General features: G+C 72.8%; 21 protein-coding genes. 7 read left to right on the top strand and 14 right to left on the bottom strand.

The genetic code is table 11. The features are described 5' to 3' along the window. Positions 1-149: 149 nt before the first annotated feature. The 6 genes from mshC to ACPXBU_RS03800 form a co-directional block, all read right to left on the bottom strand. Positions 150-1,388, bottom strand: a complete 1,239-nt coding sequence (gene mshC / locus ACPXBU_RS03825; protein WP_425756421.1) for a cysteine--1-D-myo-inosityl 2-amino-2-deoxy-alpha-D-glucopyranoside ligase — start codon at positions 1,386-1,388, stop codon at positions 150-152. 66 nt (positions 1,389-1,454) lie between these two features. Beyond that, the gene (locus ACPXBU_RS03820) at positions 1,455-2,273 is read right to left on the bottom strand and encodes an SCO1664 family protein (protein ID WP_393373451.1); all 819 of its coding nucleotides are present in this window, start codon (positions 2,271-2,273) and stop codon (positions 1,455-1,457) included. Then, positions 2,270-2,857 (bottom strand): DUF3090 domain-containing protein, encoded by a 588-nt coding sequence (locus ACPXBU_RS03815; protein WP_393373448.1) that lies wholly within the window; start codon positions 2,855-2,857, stop codon positions 2,270-2,272. Before ACPXBU_RS03815 ends, ACPXBU_RS03820 begins: the two co-directional genes overlap by 4 nt. A 157-nt stretch (positions 2,858-3,014) precedes the next feature. Then, positions 3,015-3,719: an MSMEG_4193 family putative phosphomutase gene (locus tag ACPXBU_RS03810; RefSeq protein WP_393373445.1), complete on the bottom strand. Its 705-nt coding sequence runs from the start codon at positions 3,717-3,719 to the stop codon at positions 3,015-3,017. A gap of 139 nt (positions 3,720-3,858) precedes the next feature. Further along, positions 3,859-4,695, bottom strand: coding sequence for an undecaprenyl-diphosphate phosphatase (locus tag ACPXBU_RS03805; RefSeq protein ID WP_357254159.1), 837 nt, complete (start codon positions 4,693-4,695; stop codon positions 3,859-3,861). Further along, on the bottom strand, positions 4,692-5,744 hold the full coding sequence (locus ACPXBU_RS03800; RefSeq protein WP_425756417.1) for an LLM class F420-dependent oxidoreductase: 1,053 nt from the start codon (positions 5,742-5,744) through the stop codon (positions 4,692-4,694). The genes ACPXBU_RS03805 and ACPXBU_RS03800 overlap by 4 nt, the downstream gene beginning before the upstream one ends. A 186-nt stretch (positions 5,745-5,930) precedes the next feature. Here ACPXBU_RS03800 and ACPXBU_RS03795 point away from each other — a divergent pair, with 186 nt between their 5' ends. Next, the gene (locus ACPXBU_RS03795) at positions 5,931-6,902 is read left to right on the top strand and encodes an aldo/keto reductase (RefSeq protein WP_393373441.1); all 972 of its coding nucleotides are present in this window, start codon (positions 5,931-5,933) and stop codon (positions 6,900-6,902) included. A gap of 13 nt (positions 6,903-6,915) precedes the next feature. Here the strand turns inward: ACPXBU_RS03795 and ACPXBU_RS03790 are convergent, their stop codons facing one another. Genes ACPXBU_RS03790 through ACPXBU_RS03780 form a run of 3 tightly spaced genes read right to left on the bottom strand, consistent with a single transcriptional unit; the run spans position 6,916 to position 9,224 of the window. Further along, the gene (locus ACPXBU_RS03790; RefSeq protein ID WP_425756415.1) at positions 6,916-7,821 is read right to left on the bottom strand and encodes a hypothetical protein; all 906 of its coding nucleotides are present in this window, start codon (positions 7,819-7,821) and stop codon (positions 6,916-6,918) included. Positions 7,822-7,833: 12 nt separating this feature from the next. Then, positions 7,834-8,895 (bottom strand): WXG100 family type VII secretion target, encoded by a 1,062-nt coding sequence (locus ACPXBU_RS03785; RefSeq protein ID WP_425756413.1) that lies wholly within the window; start codon positions 8,893-8,895, stop codon positions 7,834-7,836. Next, positions 8,892-9,224, bottom strand: a complete 333-nt coding sequence (locus ACPXBU_RS03780) for a hypothetical protein (protein WP_393373433.1) — start codon at positions 9,222-9,224, stop codon at positions 8,892-8,894. The genes ACPXBU_RS03785 and ACPXBU_RS03780 overlap by 4 nt, the downstream gene beginning before the upstream one ends. Positions 9,225-9,317: 93 nt before the next feature. On the opposite strand from ACPXBU_RS03780, the gene ACPXBU_RS03775 reads away from it, so the two are divergent. From ACPXBU_RS03775 to ACPXBU_RS03765, 3 genes are all read left to right on the top strand, one after another. Then, positions 9,318-9,731 (top strand): YbaB/EbfC family nucleoid-associated protein, encoded by a 414-nt coding sequence (locus ACPXBU_RS03775; RefSeq protein ID WP_393373430.1) that lies wholly within the window; start codon positions 9,318-9,320, stop codon positions 9,729-9,731. Further along, positions 9,728-10,483: an SseB family protein gene (locus ACPXBU_RS03770; RefSeq protein WP_425756410.1), complete on the top strand. Its 756-nt coding sequence runs from the start codon at positions 9,728-9,730 to the stop codon at positions 10,481-10,483. Before ACPXBU_RS03775 ends, ACPXBU_RS03770 begins: the two co-directional genes overlap by 4 nt. 146 nt (positions 10,484-10,629) lie before the next feature. Beyond that, positions 10,630-10,821 (top strand): DUF5703 family protein, encoded by a 192-nt coding sequence (locus ACPXBU_RS03765; protein WP_013734349.1) that lies wholly within the window; start codon positions 10,630-10,632, stop codon positions 10,819-10,821. Positions 10,822-10,868: 47 nt separating this feature from the next. Here ACPXBU_RS03765 and ACPXBU_RS03760 read toward each other — a convergent pair whose 3' ends face one another. Both ACPXBU_RS03760 and ACPXBU_RS03755 read right to left on the bottom strand, forming a co-directional pair. Continuing rightward, positions 10,869-11,531: a hypothetical protein gene (locus tag ACPXBU_RS03760; protein ID WP_393373425.1), complete on the bottom strand. Its 663-nt coding sequence runs from the start codon at positions 11,529-11,531 to the stop codon at positions 10,869-10,871. A 57-nt stretch (positions 11,532-11,588) separates the two neighbouring features. Then, the gene (locus ACPXBU_RS03755; RefSeq protein WP_393373422.1) at positions 11,589-12,917 is read right to left on the bottom strand and encodes a M20/M25/M40 family metallo-hydrolase; all 1,329 of its coding nucleotides are present in this window, start codon (positions 12,915-12,917) and stop codon (positions 11,589-11,591) included. A 183-nt stretch (positions 12,918-13,100) separates the two neighbouring features. On the opposite strand from ACPXBU_RS03755, the gene ACPXBU_RS03750 reads away from it, so the two are divergent. From ACPXBU_RS03750 to ACPXBU_RS03740, 3 genes are all read left to right on the top strand, one after another. After that, the gene (locus ACPXBU_RS03750) at positions 13,101-13,709 is read left to right on the top strand and encodes a hemerythrin domain-containing protein (protein WP_425756407.1); all 609 of its coding nucleotides are present in this window, start codon (positions 13,101-13,103) and stop codon (positions 13,707-13,709) included. Positions 13,710-13,795: 86 nt separating this feature from the next. Then, positions 13,796-14,776 (top strand): LysR family transcriptional regulator, encoded by a 981-nt coding sequence (locus ACPXBU_RS03745; protein ID WP_393373417.1) that lies wholly within the window; start codon positions 13,796-13,798, stop codon positions 14,774-14,776. 47 nt (positions 14,777-14,823) lie between these two features. After that, positions 14,824-15,069 (top strand): hypothetical protein, encoded by a 246-nt coding sequence (locus ACPXBU_RS03740; RefSeq protein WP_393373414.1) that lies wholly within the window; start codon positions 14,824-14,826, stop codon positions 15,067-15,069. Positions 15,070-15,127: 58 nt separating this feature from the next. Here the strand turns inward: ACPXBU_RS03740 and ACPXBU_RS03735 are convergent, their stop codons facing one another. From ACPXBU_RS03735 to ACPXBU_RS03725, 3 genes are read right to left on the bottom strand one after another with little or no spacing between them, the layout of a single operon-like run. Then, entirely contained in the window at positions 15,128-15,478 is a 351-nt protein-coding gene (locus tag ACPXBU_RS03735) for a DUF3140 domain-containing protein (RefSeq protein WP_393373411.1), read from the bottom strand. Continuing rightward, entirely contained in the window at positions 15,478-15,681 is a 204-nt protein-coding gene (locus ACPXBU_RS03730) for a hypothetical protein (RefSeq protein ID WP_393373408.1), read from the bottom strand. The genes ACPXBU_RS03735 and ACPXBU_RS03730 overlap by 1 nt, the downstream gene beginning before the upstream one ends. Beyond that, complete coding sequence (locus tag ACPXBU_RS03725) at positions 15,678-18,236, bottom strand: ATP-dependent Clp protease ATP-binding subunit (RefSeq protein WP_425756403.1); 2,559 nt, start codon at positions 18,234-18,236, stop codon at positions 15,678-15,680. The genes ACPXBU_RS03730 and ACPXBU_RS03725 overlap by 4 nt, the downstream gene beginning before the upstream one ends. Positions 18,237-18,251: the final 15 nt, after the last annotated feature.

Here is an 18,251-nt window from a genome sequence, read left to right as displayed (position 1 = left end):
CGCGGTGATCGACTCGGCTTCCTGGAAGTCGGTGCGTCGCACCCGTCGGGACACCGCGGCATCCCGGAAACCGAGTCGATCACCCGCCCGGGGCGGCACGCACGGGACGCGCGGCGTGTGGCGTGCGGCCGTCCGCCGGGAGGGCTGGGCTAGAGGCGGATGCCCAGGAGGGCGTCCACCGTCTTCGCGAAGAGGGCGGGAGCCTCGGGGTCATCCGTGGCGCCGGCCAGGGTGGCGTCGGCCCAGCGGTCGGCGACCGCCAGGGCGCCCGGGGTGTCCAGGTCGTCGGCCAGGCGCTCGCGTACCCCGGCCAGCAGCTCGGCCCCGGACGGCCCGGCGGGCGCGGCGGCGGCCCGACGCCAGCGGGCCAGGCGCTCCTGCGCGGCCGTGAGCAGCTCGTCGGTCCAGGTGCGGTCGCTGCGGTAGTGCCCGGAGATCAGCGCCAGCCGGATCGCCATCGGGTCGACCTTGTCGGCGCGCAGCCGGGACACGAAGACCAGGTTGCCGCGGGACTTGGACATCTTCTCGCCGTTGAGGCCGATCATCCCGGCGTGCATGTAGTGCGTGGCGAACGGCGCCTGACCGGTGAGCCGCTCGGCGTGCGCGGCGGACGCCTCGTGGTGCGGGAACAGCAGGTCGTTGCCGCCGCCCTGCACGTCGATCCGGTCGCCGAGCAGGTTCAGCGCGATCACCGCGCACTCGATGTGCCAGCCCGGACGGCCCGGACCCAGCTCGCCGCCCGGCCAGGACGGCTCGCCCTCGCGGGCGCCGCGCCACAGCAGCGGGTCGAGCGGGTCGCGCTTGCCGGCCCGGTCCGGGTCACCGCCGCGTTCCGGGAAGATCTCCAGCATCTGCTCGCGGGTCAGGTTGGATTCGTAGCCGAACCGGCCGGTGGCGGAGATGTCGAAGTAGACGTCGCCGGTGCCGTCGTCGAGCCGGTACGCGGCACCGTCCTTGACCAGCACCTCGACCTTGTCGGCGATGTCCGGGATCGACTCGACGGCACCCACGTAGTGCGCCGGCGGGATGATCCGCAGCGCCTCCATGTCCTCCCGGAACAGCGCCGTCTCGCGCATCGCCAGGACCACCCAGTCCTCGCCGTCGCGGGCGGCCCGCTCCAGCAGCGGGTCGTCGATGTCGGTGACGTTCTGCACGTAGCGCACCGGACGGCCGGCGTCCCGCCACATCCGCTGCACCAGGTCGAAGGTCATCATGGTGGCGGCGTGACCGAGGTGGGTGGCGTCGTACGGGGTGATGCCGCAGACGTACATGCTGCCCGCGTCGGCCGGCTCGCTCGGGTGGACACCCTGCCGTGCCGAGTCGTACAACGCCAGCGGCTCGCCCCTGCCCGGCAGCCGTGGCACCTCGTGTCCCGCCCAAGACTCCATGGGATCAGCCTAGCCAGCCAGACGACCACGTCGGAGCGCCCCACGGGTGATCAAGATGACAACGTTTCACATTGGCGGCCAGGGGATCGCCGGCCAGTCCTCCGGTGGCTGCGGGAAGCGGCCGGTCTCGCGCAACCTGTCGATCCGGGAGGCCACCTCGGTCACCTCGGTGATGGTGAGGTGGTCGGCCAGCTCCGCGCCGAGCGCCCCGGCGACCTGCCCGGCGAGCCCGTCGAGCATCTCCACGGCATCCGGGGGCAACTGCTTGCCGGCCCAGCCCCAGAGCACCGTACGCAGCTTGTCCTCCACGTGGAAGCTCACCCCGTGATCCACCCCGTAGATCCGGTCGTCGGCGCCGACCAGCACGTGGCCGCCCTTACGGTCGGCGTTGTTGAGCACCGCGTCGAGCACCGCGAGACGGGCCAGCCGTGGGTCGTCGGCGTGGGCGAGCGCGTAGGCGGCGCCGTCGTCGTCGCGGGCCGCGGCGATCGGGAACCAGCGTGGCGGCAGCTCGTCGGCGGGCAGGAAGCCCACAAGCGGCTCGGCGTCCTCCGGCTCGTCGATCCAGAGCTGGCAGGAGCCGGGGCCGAACGGGCCGTCGCGCAACACCGTGGGCGGCACCAGGCCCCAGCCGGTGGCCCGGGAGACCAGGTACGCCGAGACCTCCCGGCCGGCCAGGGTGCCGTCGGGGAAGTCCCAGAGCGGACGCTCACCCCGGACCGGTTTGTAGACGCAGCGGGCGGTGGCCCCGTCCAGGGTCAGGATGCCGCGCAACGTGGTGTTCGACGCGTCGACAAGCCGACCCTCCAGGTCGAGCGTGCCGTCTCGCAGCAGCCGCAGCGCCGCGTCGCCGTCCTGGCGAGGCTGGATGCCGGACGAGGTCACCGGTGATAACCGTTGTGCCGCGGGCAGAGGTGCCCGGCGGGGTCCAACGGTTGGCCGCAGAGCGGGCACGGAGGCCTACCCGCGTTGACCACTCGCCGGGCCCGCTCGATGAACTGGCGGGTCGCCTGCGGGGTGAGTCGGACCCGGAGACGGTCGAGGTCCTCGTCCGGCTCGTCGTCCTCGACATCGTCGTCGGGGTCCTCGTCGTCCTCGTCGTCCAGCTCGACCTCGGGCTCCACCTCGCCCGCCGCGATCGCCTCGATCACCACGGTCGCGGTGTCCACGTCGAAGGCCAACCCGAGGGTCCCGACCCGGAACTCCTCGTCGACGGGCGTGTCCAGTGGCTCGTTGTCGCCGATCACCGGCGCCAGCTCGGGCAGGTCCACCCCGAAGCGACGCTGCGCCTCGGTGAGCAGCTCCTCCAGCTTTTCGGCGAGCAGGGACACCTGAACCTTTTCCAGCGCGACGCTGACCAGCCTGCCGCCGCCGCGGGCCTGCAGGAAGAACGCGCGCTCCCCCGGCGGCCCGACAGTCCCGGCGACGAACCGCTCCGGCGGTTCGAAGGCGTGCACCTGGTGGGTCATACCCACGACCCTATCCGGCCCGCCATGGCACCGCGCACCCCACCGACCCGAATCGCCCGAGGCACGCCGCGCCCGGCGGAGCAGGGGTGATTACCGGGCGTGGCGGCCTCTGCGGCGTGCGCTGACGCCCCGATCGGGGGCGGTGTCGTGACGCGCCTCACCGCGACCCACCCGCCCCACCGCCGACGGCCGCGTCCGAGTCGGCCACGCGGTTCGCGCGCCGACGCCGCTTGGCCGGCGGCGGCACCAGCGCCGCCAGGTCGCCGCCGGTGTCGTTGAGGCGCACCAGAAACGGACGCAGCGGCGTGAACCGGATCGCCGTCACCGACGCGGGGTCGGCCACGATCCGCTGAAAGGCATCCAGGTGTACGCCGAGCGCGTCCGCCACGATGGCCTTGATCACGTCGCCGTGGCTACACGCCAGCCAGACCGCCTCCGGCCCGTGTTCGGCGCTCACCCGGGCGTCCCAGGCGCGCACCGCCGCCACGGCACGCGCCGCCATCGCCGCCATCGCCTCCCCACCCGGGAAGACCGCCGCGCTGGGGTGCTGCTGGACGACCGGCCAGAGCGGCTCCTTGGCGAGCTTCTTCAGCGGCTGCCCCTCCCAACTGCCGTAGTCGCACTCGATCAGCCCGTCCTCGACCACCGGGGCGGCCTGCGGGAGCGCCAACTCCAGGGTCTGCCGGCACCGGATCAGCGGGCTGGTCACCACGGCGGCCAGCGGCACCGCCCGCAGCCGCTCGCCGACCGCGGTGGCCTGGGCGCGTCCGGTGTCGTCCAGCTCGACCGGTTGCCGGCCGGCGAGGCCGCCGTCGGCGTTCGCCGTGGTTCGGCCGTGTCGCAGAAGCAGAAGGGTCGCCACGGGACCACCCTATGACCTGGGTCCCGTGCCGGGCCGTCGCGGGCCGCGGAGGCACCACCCGGGTGGGCGGCGGGCGGGGAGGACGACAGCGGCCCCCGGCCCCGCCCGAAGGCAGGACCGGGGGCCGTCGACGGGTCGGTCAGGTGGCGTCGATCGCGCCGGTCAACAGCAGCGCCAGGACCAGCGTGCCCAACGCGACCCGGTACAGCACGAAGACGTACAGGGTGTGGTGGGCGACGTAGCGCAGCAACCAGGCGATGGCCGCGTACCCGATGCCGAAGGCGATGAGGGTGGCCACGATCGTCTGGGCCACCGTGGGCACGGAGGTGCCCGGGGCGGACGGCTCGAAGACGTCCCCGAGGCTGAACACGCCGGACATCACCACCGCCGGGATGGCCAGCAGGAACGAGTACCGGGCCGCCGCCTCCCGGGTGAGGTTGAGCAGCAGGCCGGCGGTGAGCGTGCCGCCGGAGCGGGACACCCCGGGGACCAGCGCCATGGCCTGGGCGAAGCCCATGACGATGCCGTCCTTCATCCGGAAGTTCTCCAGGGTGCGGGTCTGCCGCCCCCAGTACTCCGCGAACGCCAGCACGAAGGCGAACACGATGAGCGTGGTCGCCACGACCCAGAGATTGCGACCGGCGGTCTTGATCTGGTCCTTGAACAGGAAACCGAACAGCCCGATCGGAATCGAGCCGACGATCACGTACCAGCCCATCCGGTAGTCGAGGCTGGACCGGACCGACGTGTCCCGGATGCCGACCAGCCAGGTACGGGTGATCCGCCAGATGTCCTTGGCGAAGTAGATCAGCACGGCCGCTTCGGTGCCGAGCTGGGTGACCGCGGTGAACGACGCGCCGGCGTCGCGGTCGAAGAAGATCGCCGAGGTGATCCGCAGATGCCCCGACGAGCTGACCGGCAGAAACTCGGTCAGTCCCTGGACGATGCCCAGGACGATTGCCTCAACCCAGGTCACTCGCCGACTCCCGACAGATCAAGTGCCTCGGCGACGGTACGCAGGGTCTGCACACCGCTGTCCCGGTCGGCCACGAACAGGGTCACCGACAGCGTGGTGACGCCGGCGGCAGCGTACTCCCGCATCCGCTCGGCGATGCGCTCCTTCGGGCCGAGCAGTGAGGTGCGGTCGATGAACTCCATGGGTACGGCAGCGGCGGCGTCGCGCTGCCGCTTGGCCAGGTACAGCTCCTGCACCTCGCGGGCGGCGTCGCCGTACCCCATCCGGGTGGCGAGCTGGTTGTAGAAGTTCTGCTCCCGGCTGCCCATGCCGCCCACGTACAGCGCCGCGTACCAGCGCACCAACTCGGCGCAGGAGGCCACGTCGTCGCCGATCACCACCGGCACCGAGGGCACCACGTCGAACCCGGCCAGGTCCTTGCCGACCTTGGCCCGCCCGGCCCGGACCGAGGCGAGCTGCTCCTCGGCGAACTCCGGGGCGTAGAACACGGCCAGCCAGCCGTCGGCGATCTCGCCGGCCAGCTCCAGGTTCTTCGGACCGACCGCGGCCAGGTAGATCGGTATGTGCTCGCGTGGTGGGTGGAAGCCCAGTCGCAGCGCCTTGCCGGGGCCGTCCGGCAGCGGCAGCGTGTAGTGCTGCCCGTCGTACGCCACCTCCTTGCGGGCGATGGCCAACTTCACGATGTCGACGAACTCGCGGGTCCGGGCGAGGGGCTTGGCGAACCGCACACCGTGCCAGCCCTCGGAGACCTGCGGGCCGGAGACGCCCAGGCCGAGGCGGAACCGCCCGCCGGAGAGCGCGTCGATGGTCGCGGCGGTCATGGCGGTGGCGGCCGGCGTACGGGCGGGGATCTGCATCACCGCGGCGCCGACGTCGATCCGTTCGGTCTGGCCCGCCATCCAGGCGAGCATGCTGGGCGAGTCGGAGCCGTAGGCCTCCGCCGCCCACACCACCGAGTAGCCCAGCCGGTCCGCCTCCTGGGCGAGGGCCAGGTGGTCGGCCGGTGTGCTCCACGCCGTCTGGTATCCGAGACTGAGCCCGAGTCGCACTGGTCCTCCCCCATCCGTGGCACAGGTCGCACCAGGTTACGCAATGCCGATAACGGACTCGATCACCGGCTCGACCCCTTTGCTCCCCCCTCCATCGGGGCAGCCCAGGGCGGCGGAACCGGCAGAACCGGCAGAGATACGGGAGCGAGGATATCCGTGGCGGCAGGTTCGAAATAAGGTTCACCCATGCAACAGCGACCGCTCGGCCGAAGCGGGCTGGCGGTTTCCCGGCTCGCGCTCGGCACCATGACCTGGGGCCGGGACACCGACGCCGACGACGCGGCCGCCCAGCTGAAGAGTTACCTGGACGCGGGGGGCAACCTGATCGACACCGCCGACGTGTACGGCGACGGCGACGCCGAGTCGGTGATCGGCTCGCTGCTGGGCTCCCTCGTGCCCCGCGACGAGCTGCTGATCGCCACGAAGGCGGGGTTGCGGCCGGGCAGCGGCCGACGCCGCGACGGTTCCCGGGGGCACCTGCTGCGGACGTTGGACGCGTCGCTGCGCCGGCTCGGCACCGACCACGTCGACCTGTTCCAGGTGCACGGGTACGACCCGGACACCCCCCTGGAGGAGACCCTCGCGGCGTTGGACCACGCGGTGGCCAGCGGCAAGGTGCGCTACGTCGGGGTGTCGAACTTCTCCGGCTGGCAGACCGCGCGGGCCGCCGCCTGGCAGACCGCCTGGCCGGGGCGGGCGCCGGTGGTCGCCACCCAGGTGGAGTACTCGCTGCTGGAACGGGGCGTGGAGCGGGAGGTGCTGCCCGCGTGCGACGCGCTCGGCCTCGGCCTGCTGCCCTGGTCGCCGCTGGGCCGGGGCGTGCTCACCGGCAAGTACCGGCACGGCCGCCCGGCGGACTCCCGAGCCGCGTCGCCGCACTTCGAGCGGTTCGTCTCGACGTACCTGGAGCCGCGCTGTTCCAGCATCGTGGAGGCGGTGGCCACCGCGGCCGGCGGCCTGGGCGTGTCGCCGCTGGAGGTGGCGTTGGCCTGGATCCGGGACCGGCCGGGGGTGACCGCGCCGATCCTCGGCGCGCGGACGGTCGGGCAGTTGCTGGGCGCGCTCGGAGTGGAACGGATCACCCTGCCGACGGAGATCACCACCGCGCTCGACGACGTCTCGGCGGTGCCGCTCGGCTACCCCGAACGCGACGGCTGAGCCACCGGCCGGGTCACGGCTGGGGGCGCTGCCCGGGGAGGTCGTGGATCGCGGTCAGGAAGCGCGACTGGTCGTCGCGCACCGCGGGCTGGGTGAGCCGGATCCACGAGCCGTCGTCGAAGACGATCGTGGAGGTCAGCTGCACGAGCCCGGTCGCCCCGCGCTCCGAGTCGACCCGGGCCACCCGGTCGCGGCGCACACTCCACAGCACCCGCGGTTGCCGCCGGTCGGGTCCGTCGGCGTCCGGGCGGGGGCCCATCCGCAGCAGGTGCAGGTGGGTGTCGGTCACCGCCAGCGGGGTGCCGTTGTAGCGTTCCAGGAAGAGCAGCAGACTGCCGGCGAGGGTGGCGAGGTCGCCGCTGAAGACGTACCGGCGACGGTAGGCGATCTCGGCGAGCTGCTCGGCCAGCGGGCGGTACAGGCTGAGCCGGAACAAGGCGCGGAACGCCTCCTGCTCCTCGGTGAGCGGGATGGGATCCCGCTGCGCCCGCTGCTGTGGTGGGCCCGGCTCCGGTTCGGCCACCTCCGGCACCCCCGCGGCGACGGCAGCGGCCTTGCCGGGCAGCAGCAGGACGCCCGCGGCCAGCCGGACCGGCGTCAGCACCGCGTCCACCCACACCACCGGGTTGACGATGTTGAGCAGCCCGAACAGCACCTTCGGGTCGAGCGAGTCGACGAACTCGTCGGCCATCACGCCGGCGAGCTGCCGACCGGCCTTGTGGGTCGACGGGACGCGGACCGGGCCGAGCCCCACATAGCGCAGCTCCTGCCCGGGCAGCAGCGGCGCGACGAGAGCGCGTTCGGGCTCGTCGCTGGTGCGGAGTTCGTCGCGCAGCTCACGGGCCTTGTCCCGGGCGGCCCGCGCGCCACCGAGCACCGCGTCGGTGAACCGACCGAGCCGGCCTCGCTCTCCTGACATCACGCGTCCTCCCTAGCGGCCCGCCGGCTGGCCCGCCGGCGGTTGCCCGAAGACATTCTGGTCGATCCAGTCCGCCCCGCCCTGCACCGCCTTGTCGACCTGGTCGCCGACCTGGTCGCTGCCGGGAACGGACAGCCCGCTCGTCAACGCGACGGTCCCCCAGGTGACGCCGTGCACGACCGAGTTCGGCACGTTCCACGGCAGGTTCGTCGCCCAGTCCCGGGCGATCACCCGGGCACCGTCGGTGACGCCGTGCGTCCGCAGCGCGGCGGCCCGGTCGAGGGCGCCCATGTCGAACGGGGAACCGGACTTGCCCAGCTTGTAGGTGCCCTTCGAGGGGTCGACGAGCTTGTGGAACCACTTGTCGGCCTTGCCGGCGGCGTGCCGCTTGTCGGCGTACTTCTTGCCGGTGCGCAGCTTGCCCTGCATCGCGACCAGCTTGTCGAGGTGTGCCTGCAGCTTGCGCAGGTACAGCATGACCCGCTGCAGCAGCCGGATGACCTTCTGCAGGTGCGCCGCCAGCGGCCGCATGACCTTCAGCATCCGGGTGGCCACGGTCAGGGCCCGGGTCACGGTCACGCCCACGCCGACCGCCCAGGACGCCCCCATCGTCACCGGGGCCATCAGCAACGCCGTCACGAGCGTCACCAGCATCCAGTTCACGAACTCGACGCACAGGTCGACGAGCACGTCGTGCACCGTCTGCAGGCCGTCGGCGACACCCCGCAGGTACTCGGCGGTCGCCGCGAACTGGTCGGCGACGTCGAGCATCTGCTGCTCGACCTCGGTCAGCCGCTGCCCGTACGCCAGGCCCGCGGGTGAGCGCCACCCGGGCTGCGCGGACTCGCGGACCCCGCGGTGCCCCTGCGCCAGGTCGCGCACCTGGGTGGCCAGCGCGTCCCACTCGGCGGCCTTCGCGCGCAGGATCTCGGGCTCACCGTCGACCAGGTCGACGAGCTGGATGAGCGGCCAGGCGAGGGTCCGGCAGACGCTGTTGACGGCGTCCTCCACCCCGGACAGCGCGCTGTCGAGGCCGTTCCACAACTCGACGGCGCTGCCGGCGGGGCCGCTCATCCGGGCAGCCCCGACTGGATGGCCTTGAATCCGGCGTCGAGGTCCTGCTCGTTGCGCTCGTACGCCTCGGCCGTGTCGGCCAGCGCGGTGGTGACCCGGTCGAACGCGGCGTTCGCGGCGCCGAACAGCTCGCGGCCGCCGGTGACCTGCTCGGCGTACTTCGCGCGGAGCAGGTCGCTGGCGAACGGCAGGTGGCCGAAGGCGCCCGACGGCACGTCGCCGGCCGAGACGATCTGACCCTCCAGCGCGGCGAGCGAGCTGGCGACCTGTTTGGCGACTGTCTGCAGTCGACGCACCGCCTGCACGTCGACATCGATATCCGGCGGCATGCCGTTCCTCCCCCATGAGTCGAGCGCACCGACGATACGATTCCCGGGCCACCGGGCACCACCCCGTGGCACGGTCCACGGGGGAGGATTCTCATGACTGACCCGACGTCGGCGTTCGACGCGCTCGCCGGGCGCATCGCCGACATCGAAGGCCGGTACGCGGGCCTGGGCGACGACCTGGCCGAGCTGTCCGGCACCGCGCTCGACGACAGCGGGCTGGTCTCGGCGACAGTCGACGCCACCGGCGCGCTGACCGGCCTCACCCTCGCGCCCGCCGCCCTGCGCGCCGGCACCGAGGGGCTGGCGGAGCTGGTGCTCGACGCGTACCGCAAGGCCCGCACGGTCGCCACCGAGCACGTCGAGGACCACGCCGAGGGGTTGCAGGCCGCCATCGGGGCGGACCTCACCGACCTGTTCGGCAAGCCCGGCGACTTCTCCGCGCTGGGGCGTCTGGAGGAGACCGTCGCCCGGCTCGGGCGGCTCACCGACCGACTGCCGCCGGCGTGAGCTCGCCGACCTGGCCGGAGATCGTCGCGCGGCTGCGGGACACGGTCGCCCGCTGCGACCGGGACACCGACCTGGAGCTGTCCGCCGGCCCGCGCGGAATCCGGCTGCTGGTACGCCGCGAGGTGGTCCGGGCGCTCTGCCCGGGCCACGACGAGGCACGCCTGGCCGCGCTCGGCTGGCACCGCCCGACCGGTGACGAGAGCTGGTGGTACGAGTCGGCGCGCACTCCGGAGCAGGTGGAGCGGCTCAGCGTGTTGGTGACCCGTACCGCTGCCGAGCTGCTGACCGACGAGCCCGGCGCGCTCTCCTGTCGGGTCGTACCGCCGGTCGCCCGCCCGGGCCCGACGGTGTCGCCGTCCGCCCCCGGGCCCACCGTGGCGGAGCCGGCGGTGGTGGCGGCGCTCGCCGCGGCCGTCGACAGGCGTGACCTGCCCGGCTATCTCGGGGCGCTGGCCGGCGCCACGGTGTGTGTCCCGCTGGCCGGGGAGCCGGAGCCGGACTCCGACTTCCCCTGGACGGTGGTCGGCGACGCGACGGGCGCGCCGCTGCTGCCGGTCTTCACCTCGCCCCGGGCGCTCACCGCGTTCACCGGGGCCGGGGTGCCGTTCGTCGCGCTGCCCTGCGCCGAGTTGTTCGAGGACTGGCCGGACCCGTCGTGGGGGCTGGCGGTCGACCCGGGCAGCGCCCGGGGGGTCGCCCTGGCCGCGCCCGCCCTGGCCGCACTGCTGACGGCGAACGTCCCCACCGGCTGACGCCCCGGCGGGGCGGTGGGGTGCCCGGCGGGGTGGGCGTGGGAGCGGGTGGGCGGGCACTGGGCGGGACGAACCGCCCACGGCAGCGTCGTTGGTCACTCCAGAGGGGGTGGCGAACAGCCGCTGGGCTGGGCAGCATGGAAGGCATGGACTACGAGTACGCGCCGCTGCGGCTGCCGCCGAACGTCGACCGGTTGACCGCCGCGGCGCAGTTGGCGATCCAGGCGGAGTTCTCCGGATGGGAGTTGGCCCGGGTGCGGTTGTACCGCGACGGCACACGGCAGGTGGTGCTGCGGCGGCGGCGGGTCAACCAGCCGCAGCCGGGCCTGTCGTACTGACGGCCGTACGCCCGGGGCCCCACTGGGCCCCGGGCGTCACACAGGCCTCAGTGCTGGTGCCCGGCGTGGTCGTGGTCGTCGTCGAGCTCCAGGAACGGGTGCTCGTCGAGTCGGCCGACCAGTCGGTCGTCGACCGCCGGCTGGAACGGGCCGACCGCGTCGTCGTCGTCGAACGACTCCAGATCGACGGGCGTGCCCACCTCGCTGACCATCACCACCCCGTCGAGGGGCTCCAACTCCGGGACGTCCAGCGCGCCGAGCGAGCCGTCGCCGCTCTGCAGCAGCTCCAACACCGCCTCGCCGACGCCCTCCACCGGCGCCGGCTCGTCGTCCTCCGGGGTGCTCTCGCGACGGGCCGCGTCGGCCACCCGCAGCAGCGCGGCGACGCTCGGCACCCGGTAGTCGCGACGCTGGCGCACCGAGATCACCCGGGGGTGCGGGTCACTGGCCTCGGCGCCCTCGCCAGCACCGAAGCGCTCGTCGGCCTCGTCCGGGTCGATCGAGTCGACATCCCACGGCGTCACCTCGCCGAAGGCGTCGAGCAACCGCTCGTCGTACGCGAAGGAGGCGTTGTTCAACGCCACGTACGCCTGCCAGACGTCGTCGTCGTCGACGCGGCCCTGCGCGGCGCGAACGGCGGCCAGGTGGTGGCGGGCCGCTTCGATCACCCGCTCGAGAGCGGCGTCCAGCTCACCGTGCTGGTCGGTCATGTGGGGCAGTCCCTTCACGTTGGGGAGGTCGCGCGCCGGATGCAGCGCCGGGCGCGGCTAGCAGGTGCGGAGGAACCGGTCGAGAACCCGCACGCCGAACTGTAGTCCGTCGACCGGAACGCGCTCGTCGATGCCGTGGAACAACGCCGAGAAGTTCAGGTCGGCGGGCAGCCGCAGCGGCGCGAAACCGAAGCAGCGGATGCCGAGCTGGGAGAACGCCTTGGCGTCGGTGCCGCCGGAGAGCATGTACGGGACCGGTCGGGCCCCCGGGTCCTCGGCGCGCAGCGCCGCCGACATGGCCTCGACCAGGTCGCCGTCGAAGGTCGTCTCCAGCGCCGGCTGCCGCTGGATGTACTCGATCGCGATGTCCGGGCCGACCAGCTCCCGCAGCTGCCGCTCCAGCAGCTCGGACTGGCCGGGCAGGCTGCGGCAGTCGATGGTGGCGGTGGCCCGGCCGGGGATGACGTTGTCCTTGTAACCGGCGTCGAGTCGGGTCGGGTTGGCGGTGTTGCGGATGGTCGCGCCGATGATGTTGGCGATCGGGCCGAGTTTGGCGATGGCCGTCTCCGGGTCCTCCGGGTCCAGCTCGACGCCGAGCAGGTCGGAGACCTCCTCCAGGAAGGCCCGCACGGTGTCGGTGACCACCACCGGGAAGCGGTGCCGGCCGATCCGGGCGACCGCCTCGGCGAGCGCGGTGACCGCGTTGTCGTCGTGCACCATCGAGCCGTGCCCGGGGCGGCCCTTGGCGTGCAGTCGCAGCCAGTCGATGCCCTTCTCGGCGGTCTCGATGAGGTAGAGCCGCTGGCTGTCGTTCACCGAGTAGGAGAAGCCGCCGACCTCACCGATCGCCTCCGTGCAGCCGTCGAAGAGGCCACTGTGGTTCTCCACCAGGAACCGCGCGCCGTAGTCGCTGCCCGCCTCCTCGTCGGCGGTGTACGCGAGCACGATGTCGCGCGGTGGCCGTACGCCGGTGCGCTGCCAGTGCCGCACCACGGCGAGCACCATCGCGTCGAAGTCCTTCATGTCGATCGCGCCGCGGCCCCAGAGGTAACCGTCGCGCAGCTCGCCGGAGAACGGGTGCACCGACCACTCGTCGGCGTCGGCGGGCACCACGTCCAGGTGGCCGTGCACCAGCAGCGCGCCCCGGCTCGGGTCGGTGCCGGGGATGCGGGCCACCACGTTCGCCCGGCCCGGCGCGGACTCGTGCAGGACGGACTCCACGCCCACCTCGGCGAGCTTCTCCGCCACGTACTCGGCGGCGCGGCGCTCGCCGACGCTCGTGTCGTTGTCCCCGGTGTTCGTGGTGTCGATGCGCAGCAGGTCGCGGCAGAGGTCCACGACCTCTGCGCTGGGGTCGGGTCGGGCGGAGGCCGCATCGCTCGTCATCGCCTCTTCATACCAGTCGGCGTCGGCCGGCCGGCCGGCGCACCGGCACGGACGCGCCGGCGCACCGGTGCGCGGGGACCGGCGCATCGACGGGCCCGGTTTCGCCGGGACCGGGTTCGGGTACCGCCGCCCACGACCGCACATCCCTGTCGGAGCTTCCGCCCGCCAGTCGAGGAGGGCACCATGTCCGCCGTTCCCCTGCCGCCGCTGCCGCCCGCACCCGCGCCCGCGGAGGGCTACCGACCCGGTGGCCGCAACATCGCCGACATCGTCGACCGGGAGCACCGTCAACTGGTGGCGCTGCTGGACCAGCTGACCGGCCCGGGCGCCACGCCGCAGGAGGGGTTCCCGGTGCTCACCGCCGCGTTGTCGCGGCACCTCTCCGCCGAGGAGCAGTACCTGCTGCCGGCGGTACGCGCCGCACTGCCGGCCGCCGGCGAGCGGGTGGACGCCGAGATCAGCGCCGACGCCAGCCTGCTCAGCGCCCTGAAGGGCCTGACCGACGAGGCGTTGACCGAGGTCGCCGAGCGGGTCCGCCGGCACGTCGACGGGGTGGGTGCGCTCGTCACCGAGCTGCGCGCGGTCGCGACCGAGGAGGAGCTGATCCGGCTGGGTAACCGGTTGGAGATCGCCGAGGAGGCGGCACCGACCCGACCGCACCCGGGCACCCCGGCGACCCCTCCGTGGAACCGGATCGTCGAGCCGGCGGTCGGGGTGGTGGACAAGATGCTCGACGCGGTGACCCGCCGGCCGACGTACCTGGCGGACCTGCCGGAGTCGCCGCGGGACTGACCGACGGCGACGATCCCAAGTGCATTCATTATCACCGATCCGCTCGGGCTATTCCGCCGGCCGACGCGTAGTCCTACCGTCACGGTATGAACCTGGAGCTGCGTCACCTGCGGGTGGTCTGCGCGATCGCGGAGACGGGGAGTGTGACGAAGGCGGCGTCGGCGCTCGGCCTGGCGCAGCCGGCGCTGACCGCCCAGCTCCAGCGCATCGAGCGGACCCTGGGCGGCCCGTTGTTCGACCGGGACCGGCGCGGCGCCCGGCCCACCGCTCTCGGTGAGCTGGTGCTGGCCCGGGCCCGGGTGCTGCTGCCGGCGATGAAGGGGTTGCAGGACGAGGCGGCCCGGTTGGCCGGGGCCGGCGACGCGCCGCCGTGCTACCGGTTCGGCGGGGTGAACAGCCCGATCCTGGGCCGGATGGTGCACCGCCTGGCGGCCCGGCAGCCGCCCGCCCAGATCACCACGCTCGCCTCCTGGTCGGTGGACGAGTTGGCGCAGTTGGTGGCGGGCGGGCGACTGGACTTCGCGCTCACCGGGGTGTGCGGCGACGCCAGTCCGTCGGCCGGGTTCGGGTTGAGCTGGCAGGAAGTGGCCATCGACCCGGTGCTGGTGCTGCTGCCCGAGACTCACCCCCTCGCGACGCAGGACGAGGTGCGCCTGGCCGACCTGCGACACGCGCAGTGGGTGGCCGCCCCGGGCGACGGCTGCTTCGCCGACTGCTTCGCCGCCGCCTGCGCCCGCGCCGGTTTCACCCCCCGCAAGGTGTACGAGACCGACATCCGCGGCTGCGTCGACCTGGTGGAGGCCGGCGTGGCGGTGGCCCTGTGCCAGGCGACGTTCCGTCCGGTGGGCGGTCTGGTCACCCGCCGCCTCGCCGGCATACCGCTGCGCTGGCGGCTCCTTCTCGGCTGGCACCCGGACTCCCCCGCCGCCCGGGAGGCCGACCTGATGGTGCAGACGGCGAAGGCGGCGTACGTCGACTCGTTGGCGCCGCATCCCGCGTACCTGGACTGGCTGTTGCGCCACCCGGCGTTCGGCGTCCGGCAGCCGACCGGGCTGAGCGGGAGGTAACCGGCCGGTGGCGGTGCGAACCGCCGTTGGCCGGGTATCTGGCGGACATGACCGACCTCTACCCGCCCGCCGACGACCGCGAGTTGCTCCGTGCGGCGGCCGCCGCGCACACCGCCGCCACCCGTGCGGTGGAGGCGTTCCTGCGCCGCCTGCCGGAGGTGCCCGACCCGGCCGCCGTCACCGAGTACGCCAACCTGCTCACCCGGGAGGACCAGACCCGTGCCGACCGTGACGCCGCCGCCGACGCGGCGGGGCTGACCATCGCCAGCCTGGAACCGGACCAGGGCCAGTAGCGCAGACGCGAACGGTGCCGTCCCCGTCCGGGACGGCACCGTTCGCGCGTGGCGTCGTTCAGCGTTCGACGAGCGGGTCGTGCCCCAGGTCGAGCAGCGAGTGCCGCCAGTCGTCGTCGGCGTTGCCGCGCGACGGCTTGGCGTCCATCAGCTCGCGGATCCGCTCGACCGCCTCCCGCATCACCTCGATGTCCTCTCCGGTGAGGTCGACCTTGCGCTTGTTCAGCACCTTGAGGATCTCCCGGCCCGGCTGGGGCAGGTCGAGGTTCGGGTTCGGGCTGAACGACTCCTCCCCGGAACCCCGGGTCAGCAGCCACGTCCGTAGCTGCTCCGACGGGACGTTGACCTCGGCGTGGAAGTCCTCCCAGAGCACTTCCACCTCGGGGTCGAGCCGCGCTTCGCGTACCATCAGGTCTCCTCTCCGGGCGGTTTCCCGGACGTCTCCGGGTCGTCCTTGTCGGGCTTGGGGTGCAGGCCCTCCGCGGGCACCCGCGTCCGGCGGGGGTTCGCGGTGGGCGGCGCCAGGATCGGGTCGGGATGGTCGTCCTCGTCCCGGGACCTCTCGGACTCGTGCGGGTCCTCGTGCTCGTCTCGTCGCGCCGGCCCACTCATCGCGGGTGGGTGGTCGTGGCGGCGGTGTACCCCCGCTCGCCCGCGGACACGTCGAAGGTGAGCGCCCCGTCCCGGACGTCCACCGTGACCTTCTGCCCCGGTGAGATCGCCGACTCCAGCAGCATCCGGGACAGGTGGTTGTCGACCTCCCGTTGGATGACCCGACGCAGCGGACGGGCGCCGAACTCCGGTTGGTAGCCGTGTTCGGCGAGCCAGTCGATGCCGGCGGTGGTGAACTCCACCTGGAGATCCTGGGCGTGCATGCGGCGGCGGGTCTCCTCCAGCAGCAGCGCGGTGATGTCGCGCAACTGCTCGGCCTCCAGCCGGCGGAAGATGATGACCTCGTCGATGCGGTTGAGGAACTCCGGACGGAAGTTCTCCTGCAGACGGCGCATCAGCCGCTCCCGCAGCTCGTCGTTCTCCTGCTCGCTGCCCACGTCCCCGCTGCCGAAGCCGACCGAGCGCTGGGCGCCGGTGATCAGCTCCGAACCGAGGTTGCTGGTCATGATCAGTACGGTGTTCTTGAAGTTCACCGTGCGGCCCTGACTGTCGGTCAGCCGCCCGTCGTCGAGTACCTGGAGCAGGATGTTGAACACGTCCGGGTGGGCCTTCTCGATCTCGTCGAGCAGCACCACCGCGTACGGGCGGCGACGCACCGCCTCGGTGAGCTGGCCGGCCTCCTCGTACCCGACGTATCCGGGTGGCGCGCCGACGAGTCGGCTGACCGTGTGCCGTTCCTGGAACTCGCTCATGTCCACCCGGACCATCCGGTCCGCCTCGCCGAACAACGCCTCGGCCAGGGCGCGGGCCAACTCGGTCTTGCCGACGCCGGTCGGGCCGAGGAACAGGAAGCTGCCCATCGGGCGTTCCGGGTCGGCCAGCCCGGCCCGGGAGCGCCGGACGGCCTCGGCGACAGCGGTGACGGCGTCGTCCTGACCGACCACCTTCTGGTGCAGGTGCCCCTCCAGGCGCAGCAGCCGGTCCCGTTCCTCCTCGGTGAGCTGGCTGACCGGGATGCCGGTGGCCCGGGAGACCACCTCGGCGATCTCCTGCGGACCCACCTCGGGCACCTGCGACGAGGACGAGCCGTCGTCGCCGTTGGCCCGCCGGATCTCCTCCTCCAGCTCGGAGATCCGGTCACGCAGCGCGGACGCGCGCTCGTACTGCTCGTCGGTGACGGCCTGTTCCTTGTCCCGGCGTACCTCGTCGAGCTCCTGTTCCAGCTCCCGCACGCCGGCGGCGGGCGTGCGGGTCCGCAACCGCACCCGGGCGCCGGCCTGGTCGATCAGGTCGATGGCCTTGTCGGGCAGGAACCGGTCGGTGACGTACCGGTCGGACAGCTCGGCGGCGGCGACAAGCGCCTCGTCGGTGAAGCGCACCTGGTGGTGGGCCTCGTAGCGGTCGCGCAGCCCGCGCAGGATCGCGATGGTGTCGTCGACGCTGGGCTCGGGCACCAGCACCGGTTGGAAGCGCCGGGCCAGCGCGGCGTCCTTCTCGATGCTCTTGCGGTACTCGTCGAGCGTGGTCGCGCCGATTACCCGCAGCTCACCGCGGGCGAGGGCGGGTTTGAGCATGTTGGACGCGTCCATTCCGCCCTCGCTGCCGGCGCCGCCCGCTCCGACCAGGGTGTGGATCTCGTCCATGAAGATGATCAGCTCGTCCCGGTGCGCCCGGATCTCGTCGATCACCTTCTTGAGCCGTTCCTCGAAGTCCCCCCGGTACCGGGTGCCGGCGACGAGGCCGGCCAGGTCGAGTTGGACGACCCGCTTGCCGAGCAGGGTCTGCGGCACGTCACCGTCGCAGATCCGTTCGGCGAGCCCCTCGACGATGGCGGTCTTGCCGACACCGGCCTCGCCGATCAGCACCGGGTTGTTCTTGGTACGCCGCGACAGGATCTCGATGGCCTGCTCGATCTCGTCGGCGCGGCCGACCACCGGGTCGATCTGGTCCATCCGCGCCAGGTCGGTGAGGTCCTGCCCGTACTGGTCGAGGGTGGGCGTGCCGCGATCCGGTTTCGGTCCGGTCATCGGCCCGCGCTCGGCGTTGGCGGCCTGCAACGACTCGGGTTGGATCCGGCCGGCGGCCAGCATCCGACCGGCCGGCGACTCCGGGTTGAGCGGCAGCGCCATCAGGATGTGCTCGGGGCCGATGTAGTTGGCGCCCATCGCCCGGGAGAGCTGGTGGGCGTCGAGCAGCGCCCGCTTCGCGGCTGGGGTCAGCGACAGGTTGGGCGGCACCTCTCCGCGGGGCGCCCCGTCGCCCTTGCCGCCGAGCGCGTTGAGCAGGGTGTCCGGGTCGGCGCCGGCCCGGCGTACCAGGTCACGGAGCTGTTCGCGTTGCAGCGCCGCCCAGAGCAGGTGGTCGGTGTCCAGGTCGTTGCTGTGGCGTTGCGCGGCCCGCCGGGCGGCGTCGGCAAGCATTTCCCGGGCGTCCGCGGTCATCAGTCGGGTGATGTCGACCCGGTGCGGCGGTCGGCGTCCTCCCTCGCCCCGACCGAAGTACCTGGCCAGGAATTCGTCCCACGGGTCGGAGCCGGTGTCACCGGGTCCCATCATGTCTGTCCTCCGCAG

Origin of the sequence: Micromonospora sp. DT231 (genome assembly GCF_049847025.1) — a bacterium.
Lineage (GTDB): Bacteria > Actinomycetota > Actinomycetes > Mycobacteriales > Micromonosporaceae > Micromonospora.
Note: the sequence above shows the minus strand (reverse complement) of the source record. Positions and strands in the feature narration are given on the sequence as shown.